The sequence below is a fragment of the Bacteroidales bacterium genome (assembly GCA_018334875.1).
In the GTDB taxonomy this organism is placed as follows: Bacteria; Bacteroidota; Bacteroidia; order Bacteroidales; family UBA12077; genus JAGXLC01.
In genome coordinates this window covers 1-6,277 of the sequence record JAGXLC010000246.1, presented here as the reverse complement: position 1 = coordinate 6,277, position 6,277 = coordinate 1, and the positions used below count along the sequence as shown (strand labels likewise).

Sequence of the window (6,277 nt, the reverse complement as noted above, 5' to 3'; positions counted from 1 at the left end):
GGCAAGCCGGCCAGGTTTCCAGACAGTATGTTGAGAATAGAGCAGGAGGCACCTCAAGAATACTTCAGCACATCCTGGACGAATAATTCAGTTTTAGTACCTTACCGGTCAAATTCTTGTTTTTTTGGGCAAAACTTGCCCGGTAAAACTTGCCCGGTAAGGTACTGTGGTTATTTTATTCCATTTTCTTTCCATTCCGGTGTAAAACCCTTTATTTTGCATTCAAACCATACCCCTTTTCGGAGGGATCAATTTTCAGCTCGGATTAACCGGTGGGGTTTTAATAACAGCATTGGTTCTGAGTAAGATCGGTAAAACCGGCTCCATCGTATGGAACATCTCCGGAACCACCAATATGTTTCTCAGAAAATTCGGATTGATCATGTTTCTGGCTGTTGTTGGCACAAATGCCGGAGAGAATCTTGCCGGCACACTCCAGAGTGATGGCCTCCGGTACTTTGTTAGTGGCATGGCCATCACCATTGTTCCGATGATCCTGAGCATAACCGTTGGCTATTATGTTCTTAAGATGAACTTTTTGTCTTTGATCGGCTCCCTGACCGGCAGCATGACCAGCACCCCTGCACTGAGTGCCGTAGAGCCCATGACCGATACCAACGCCCCGCAAATCGCTTATGCTACAGTTTATCCATTTGCCCTGGTGCTGCTGATTATAGTGAGTCAATTCTTGGGGTCGTTGTAGGGGATTGGTAGAGGTTGTTCGGGTGTTTCCCGGCGGAAAGTAATGATTGAATGATTGAAAGATTGAATGCCTGCCCGCTAGCAGGCGGGATCGAACGAAAGGAAAGCAGAATGATTAAAATTATCAATTGTTTAACTGTTAAATTGATTGTTGATTGGGCTTCTACACGTAGATGAGTCCTTCCCCGCTGTTGCCATAATGTATGGCTACACCCTGAAGGTATCTGCCTCCTGAAATTAAGGCCAGCAGCGCATCAAAGTGATGCCAGGTGGGCATTTCTTTCTCCCGTAAGTTATAGATGTGAAATTGTTCATTGATCACGTTCAGGCATCTTATGATGTTGATGGTTTTTTCCTTGTAACCGTGTTTTTGAAGTTTGAGGAGATTGGCCAAAGCAGAAGGGTATACTTCCTTGACAATAAAACCCTTGTCTTCCAGTTTGCGTCGAAGCCTGATGGCCCGGGCTGTTAATCCCCCAATGAACATGGGCGACATGGCGTTCAGATCACGGTCGCACTTTCGGTAAAAATAGTCCTGCTCTTTGTCAGAAGGATTGAAATACACTTTGGGCAGAGAAAGAGGGGCATCCAGAAATATGTATTCCACCTTCATTTTTTCTGCCTCCTGAATGATTACCGGGTCGGGATCGTGGTTTTTTGAGGTACCCACAAAACCCATATGTTCCCCATCTTTATAGCAAATAACGGTGTTGCCTGAATCTTTCTTTCCATAATCGATGCCTATGAAGGTCTTGGGTATTTTCATTTGGATAAGGCGTTTTTGAATTCGTTGTAGCGATCGGTGAACGTTTTACCTTCCGGCTGGCCCAGTTTATTCCATACCTCGTCGATTTCTTCAACACGGTTTCCCGGATTTGGGTGTGTGCTGAAAAATTCCGGCATATAACCTCCGCTATTTTGCTCTTCCAGCTTATTGAAAAATCCTGCCACACCTTTGGGATCCAATTCGGTATCCGAACTATATTTTACGGCATATTCATCAGCTTCATACTCATCACTTTTACTAAATTGTAGTTCTCCAGTTCCAATGGCTAATTCTCCTACAATTTTGGCCCATTGGCTTGGATTTTCTCCCAATATAAGACCTAGTAAAAATTGGAAGCCATAAAGTCTGGTCATTCGCTGGGTTGTATGTCTCTTATCCACATGCGCCATTTCATGCGCCATTACTCCCGCAAACTCGGCTTCGTTGTCCAGATATTTGATCAGCCCCGGATAGAAGTACATATATCCGCCGGGTACAGCAAACGCATTGAGGACGGTATCTTTCTTTTTGCTCATGACAATCCGTGCTTTCCAGTCGAAATCCTCAACATGATTCAGCTCATCCGATTCAAGCAAATTATTCTTAATCCGGTTAAGGTGGTCATAGGCTTCGGAGTATCTGTTTTCATCAAGTATGATGTATTCATTGGTGTCTGCCTTTATCTGATTGTCAAACGCTCTTCCAAACTTCCTGTCCTGATCCAGGGTAAATATATTCAACCCGTCGTCATTGTCACAGGAAGTAAAAATCCCTGTTCCTGTGGCCAGCAGGATGAAAAATAAAATGCGTATTGACTTTTTCATGGCTTGATCATTTAAATGAATTCTATCGTACCTGAAAATAAAAGGTTACAAAGCCAGGCCGATTTTTTTGAAAGTGCTAAGTAAATAAAAATGTAACAGCAGAAAATAATCTTGATTGAAAATTTTTAGATATCTTAACCTCTGGGCTTATTCTAAGCACATATTCTAATGAAACCTTCATGCACAAAATGTGCATAAAAGCCATATTTATAATCATGAAGGTTCCATGGGTATTGTACTGAATTACTTATATTATGCATTTTCAAAATATAGAAATAAATAACTTAAACAAACTGCTATACTAATGAATAATACCCTCCCGGTATTTTGATCAGGTGCTTTGCTTTTGTAGGGTCATCCACTGCTTTTGTCCATCGATGCCTGGCTTTTGTCCACCTCTTCAGAGGTTTTGTGCACCTTACCCTGGCTTTTGTGCACCTTACCTGCGCCTTTGTGCACCTTTCCTTGATTTTTGTGCAGTAATCCTGCGCCTTTGTGCAGCAATTTTTCGCTCTTGTGCACTTTACTTTCGCTTTTGTGCAGTAATTCTGCACTTTTGTGCATCTTACCTTTGCTTTTGTGCATCTTACCTTCGCTTTTGTGCACCTTACCTTCGCTTTTGTCCGTTAATTTTTAGCTTTTTGTACCTTGCCGATGCTTGTGCATATTCTTTCTCCTTGTCCATAGAAGTGTTTTCGCCGTTTTGCAAATAAGATTTCCTGTAAATGTTTCATTCTCGCAGATCCATGATGCTTTTCGGATAGTTTTCCGGATGCTCCATGATGTCGACGAACTTTTTGGCTACATCGTTCGGATCAACCAATAAGCCATCTTTTTTCAGCTTCACAAAGCGGTACAGATCACGGAAATTTTCCGGGTCTACCTCACGCACCTCATCCTGCATTTCGGTGTCCACCACCCCCGGAGCTATTGAATACACTTTTACAGGGTTTTCAACATCCTGCTGTTCATCTTCTATTACGCGTGCAAACATTTCCAAACCTGCCTTGGTTGCGCAATAAGTGCTCCAGGATGGGATGGTATGCCGGGCCGCTCCCGAGCTGGTATTGACGATCATCCTTTCACCCTCGTGCTCCTTATATTGGTTTATGAACCGGTTGGTCAGAATGGAGGGGCTTATCAGGTTGATGTTGTAGCTGCTGATGATCTTTTCGGTGTATAAATTGCCAACGGGCGCTACATGCCCCAATATACCGGCATTGTTAATCAGAACAATCTTTCCGGCATCCGGATGATCTCCGAAAGTAAATTCCTTCACCCTTTCCAGATCATTTAAATCCAGGGCGATGTGTTGATAATTCTGATGTTCGAGGGTATTGTTCCTGGAAATGCCATACACAAAATTGTTTTTACGCCCGAGGAGCTCTTCTGCAATGGCTTTTCCTATACCACGGCTCGTTCCGGTTATGTAGTAGTAGTTCATAAGTTTATATTTTTTATGGTTTGTAAATTAATAATTCCTTCCGATCTGAACAAATATTATATGATCAACAAATGAGGCCTCATCGATGTTAATAAAAAAACAACTGATTTATAATTTTGGTAGTGAATTATAAAGATTTTTTGTATTTTTCTTCCTTCATGAAGAAAATATTTTCACGTTAATTTAAATAAAAGCACAGCCGTATGGAACTACAAAAAGCAATTGAAAAGAGAACCAGCGTGCGGAGTTTTAAGGATACGCCCGTTCCTGTCGAGGATCTTAAGCACCTTGTTAAGATGGGTGGTTTTGCTCCCAGTGTAAACAATTACCAGCCATGGAAGTTTTATGCGATTACCAATCATAACCTTCTTGGCAGAATGGCTGAACAGGTGAAGAAGAAGATTGAGGAGATTCCGGAGAATGAATCCATCGCTTCGGAAAACATCAAAAGCCAGGTTGAATTTTTTTCCACTTTCTTCGAGAATGCTCCTGCTGTTATTGCCTTTTCTATGGAAGACTATGAATCGGTACTGGAACAAGGGGTACAGATGAGCCATCAGGATATCAATATACTCAGGAATTATCCGGATATTCAGAGTGCCGGGGCAGCCGTTGAGAATATTCTGCTTGCCGCAGTGGATATGGGTTATGGCGCCTGCTGGCTCAGTGCTCCCATGATGGCCAAAGAGGCCCTGGAGGAATTGATCGGCATCACTGATCCCTATCATCTGATGGCCTTTGTCGCAGTCGGGGTGCCTGACAGAGACGTTAAACCCAAAGAAAAGAAACCCCTTGAAGAGATTTTTGAATTGATCGAATAAGGATTGTTAATCCCTGTTTTATATATGCTGAGATATGTTATTGAAAAGATTATTCGTTCCCCTTCTTCTGCCCGGCCTTATTGTTATATCATTCACTGAGGTTTTTTCACAGGGCTTAGCGGCTTATACGGATTTCAGAAAACATTTTCATGTTTTTGATAACGGCAATTTCAGGCAACTGGAGCATTTGCAGGTAAGGAATTTTAAGGTCAGCAAGTGGTGTGTGGCATATCGCCAAAATGACGGAACTCTGATGGTTTATCACGACGGGCAGAAGAAAGAATTGTCGAAGGTTGTCAGGGATTACCGGGTTACAGAGGGTTTGTTGGTATATACCTTTAATAACAATCTTTACGTGTACAATGGCCGGGAGAAAAGAAATTTGACCATGAATGCACCCCATTATAAGGCTAATGAAAATATGGTTGCTTATTATGACCAGATTGATAAGATGTTTAAGGTCTATTATAAAGGCGAGGTTTTTGATGTGGAAAGTGCACTTTCCAAGCCACCGGTAAACAATTATGAGGTGGGGGATAACATCCTTGCTTACCGGGACCCGAACGACTATTTAAATGCATTTTTCGAGGGAAGTACAAAAAGGCTTATGCTTCTTCAGGGCCGACCGTTTTACAAGGCTGATGAAAATATTGTTGCATATTACGATGTCAGCCGTTCTGTGTTTAAGCTTAATCATATCGTATCCGGGGAACGGGAACTTGGTTTTTTTCGCCCCGAATCCTTCAAATTGAGCGATAACCGGGTGGTTTATGTTGAGAATACCGGTAATTTTATGATGTATGAAAATGATGAACTACAAACACTAAGCACCAATACGCCTGATTTTTACATGGTTCATGACAGCATACTGGCTTATGAAGAACAGAACCATTTTAAGGTGTATTATGATGGTCAGGACTATACATTGGAAAACTTCATCCCTTCCCAAATCAAATACGGAAACAATACGCTGGCCTATCTGAATGAAAGAAACCACTTGAGGGTGTTTTATAATGGACAGGTAGAAACCATATCCTATGAACCCGTGAATTCTTTCCAGGTGTACTGGGATGTGGTTTGGTTTAACGTGGGGGTGAACAGCAATAAGGTTTTTTATAAGGGACGTGTATATTGAAAGTATTGTTTAGAGGTAGTCAATAGCAAATTTACTATATACTATAATATATCAATGAAGCACCAAATCACAAGCATCAAATTTCAAATAATATCTAAATTCCAATTACCTAAAATCAAAACATTCCAGATTATGCGTATGAAGACTTTTGACTGGGTAGTTTTGGTCATTTAAAATTTGATTATTGGAATTTATTTGAAATTTGATGCTTGTGATTTGGAATTTTTTATGCACATCATATTTTGGGAATTTTGGTTTAGATTAAATGTTGGGAAACATCTCTAACCATAGAATGTCTTTTTCAGATACTTTTCTCCAAACCACATATAGAGTTTAAATACCAGGAATCCCAAACCAATGCCCAGCAAGGCTCCACCTAATATATCGAGCGGGTAATGTACGCCCAGGTAAATCCGGCTGTAGGATACCACGGCAGCCCATATAAATATGAACCACGTGTAATACCTGTTTTTGAATAGTTTTGATGTGAATAGCGCCATGGCAAAAGTATTGGCCGCATGCGAGGAGACAAAACCAAAGGTTCCGCCTCTGTATCCTCTGACAGTATGAACCATATCGCCTATT

8 protein-coding genes are annotated in these 6,277 nt (G+C 41.4%); 3 read left to right on the top strand and 5 right to left on the bottom strand.

Annotated features, from left to right (window positions below):
* The first annotated feature begins 220 nt into the window (after positions 1–220).
* On the top strand, positions 221–703 hold the full coding sequence (locus KGY70_15470) for a hypothetical protein (protein MBS3776595.1): 483 nt from the start codon (positions 221–223) through the stop codon (positions 701–703).
* Between the two features lie 162 nt (positions 704–865).
* Here KGY70_15470 and KGY70_15465 read toward each other — a convergent pair whose 3' ends face one another.
* The 4 genes from KGY70_15465 to KGY70_15450 all read right to left on the bottom strand — a co-directional run bounded on the left by KGY70_15465 (position 866) and on the right by KGY70_15450 (position 3,736).
* Positions 866–1,468: a DUF429 domain-containing protein gene (locus KGY70_15465; GenBank protein MBS3776594.1), complete on the bottom strand. Its 603-nt coding sequence runs from the start codon at positions 1,466–1,468 to the stop codon at positions 866–868.
* Positions 1,465–2,292, bottom strand: a complete 828-nt coding sequence (locus KGY70_15460; protein MBS3776593.1) for a M48 family metalloprotease — start codon at positions 2,290–2,292, stop codon at positions 1,465–1,467. The genes KGY70_15465 and KGY70_15460 overlap by 4 nt, the downstream gene beginning before the upstream one ends.
* A gap of 354 nt (positions 2,293–2,646) precedes the next feature.
* The gene (locus KGY70_15455; protein ID MBS3776592.1) at positions 2,647–2,877 is read right to left on the bottom strand and encodes a hypothetical protein; all 231 of its coding nucleotides are present in this window, start codon (positions 2,875–2,877) and stop codon (positions 2,647–2,649) included.
* 145 nt (positions 2,878–3,022) lie between these two features.
* Positions 3,023–3,736 (bottom strand): SDR family NAD(P)-dependent oxidoreductase, encoded by a 714-nt coding sequence (locus KGY70_15450; protein ID MBS3776591.1) that lies wholly within the window; start codon positions 3,734–3,736, stop codon positions 3,023–3,025.
* Between the two features lie 203 nt (positions 3,737–3,939).
* Between KGY70_15450 and KGY70_15445 the strand changes: the two genes are divergently transcribed.
* Positions 3,940–4,557 (top strand): nitroreductase family protein, encoded by a 618-nt coding sequence (locus KGY70_15445; GenBank protein MBS3776590.1) that lies wholly within the window; start codon positions 3,940–3,942, stop codon positions 4,555–4,557.
* Between the two features lie 40 nt (positions 4,558–4,597).
* Entirely contained in the window at positions 4,598–5,692 is a 1,095-nt protein-coding gene (locus KGY70_15440) for a hypothetical protein (GenBank protein MBS3776589.1), read from the top strand.
* Positions 5,693–5,973: 281 nt separating this feature from the next.
* On the opposite strand, the gene KGY70_15435 is transcribed toward KGY70_15440, so the two are convergent.
* A partial coding sequence (locus KGY70_15435; protein ID MBS3776588.1) for a phosphatase PAP2 family protein occupies positions 5,974–6,277 on the bottom strand: 304 nt, incomplete at its 5' end.